This window comes from Oscillibacter sp. MSJ-31 (assembly GCF_018918025.1).
GTDB lineage: Bacteria > Bacillota > Clostridia > Oscillospirales > Oscillospiraceae > Hominicoprocola.
In genome coordinates, this window is record NZ_JAHLPT010000065.1 from 1 (window position 1) to 1,226 (window position 1,226).

General features: G+C 58.1%; 2 protein-coding genes. Both read left to right on the forward strand.

Annotated features, from left to right (window positions below; translation table 11 throughout):
• Positions 1-465, forward strand: a 465-nt coding sequence (locus KQI17_RS13420) for an SLOG family protein (protein WP_216496692.1), incomplete at its 5' end; no start/stop codon positions are given.
• A gap of 84 nt (positions 466-549) precedes the next feature.
• Positions 550-1,226: tyrosine-type recombinase/integrase (locus KQI17_RS13425; RefSeq protein ID WP_253285844.1), on the forward strand; the 677-nt coding region annotated here is incomplete at its 3' end.

Sequence of the window (1,226 nt, forward strand, 5' to 3'; positions counted from 1 at the left end):
ATTGCCATGAAACAGGAGCTTTTGCAGAAAATCATGGAGCTGCGGCAGCAGGATGTAACACAGTTCTATACGGCCTGTGACCACGGCATCGGCCTTTATGCCGCTGAGCAGATCAATGTCCTGATGGAGAGGGATCGCGACATGAAGCTCTTCTGCACCGCGCCGCATGAGGAGCAATCCACCAAATGGGCACCGTATCTGCGGGAGCGGTATTTTAAGATGCTGGAGAACTGCACGCGCACGGAGTATGCCGTCCCATTTCCGCAGACCGGTGCACAGCTGTTGGCCTACAAGCGGATTATCGACCTTGCGGACATGATGCTGACGGTCTTTGACACGGAAGCTCTGCCGACAGGCCGCACCGAGGATCACGCGCTCTTCTATGCCATAAATCAGCATAAGCCCGTTTTCAATCTTGATCCCTATGCCCTGACGATGACCAGGGTTGACGAATTGGGCCTATAAATAGATCCCACCGTGGGACGTAAAACCGCATAGCCTATCTCCTGCAAGGTAAAATAAGCACAAATCATTTGCAGGAGGTAGATTATGAACGAGCGGAAAATCACAGTGGCCATGGTCGAGGCTTACGACCGCAAGCTGAAGGAGGACGAGCACGCTGCGGCGACGCGGGAGAAATACCTGCGCAGCGTCCGCGCCTTTGCCGTATGGCTGGACGGTGCGGCAGTCACAAAAGAAGCCGTGACCGAATGGAAGGCACATCTGGCCGAGCGGCGGCAGGCCCCATCCACCATCAACACCGCGCTTGCCGCGCTGAACGGCTTGTTCCGCTTTCTCGGCTGGGAGGATTGCCGCGCGCGGTTTCTCAAGGTCCAGCGCCGCATTTTTCGTGAGCCGGAACGCGAGCTGACGCGCACGGAGTATGACCGTCTGCTCGCCGCCGCGGAGAGCACCGGCGATGCCCGTCTTGCGCTGCTGATGGAGAGCATCTGTGCGACCGGCATCCGCGTGGGCGAGGTCAAATACCTTACCGTCGAGGCCGCCAGTCAAGGCCGTGCCGAGGTTTCGTTGAAAGGGAAAATTCGGACGATCCTGCTGCCCGCGAAGCTCTGCCGCAAGCTGCTGAAATATGCCAGGAAGCAAAAAATCGCCCACGGCGAGATCTTTCTCACCACGGGCGGGAGGAGTATGGACCGGCGGCAGATATGGAGTGCAATGAAGCGCCTATGCCAAAAGGCGGGCGTCGCGCCGTCGAAGGTGTTTCC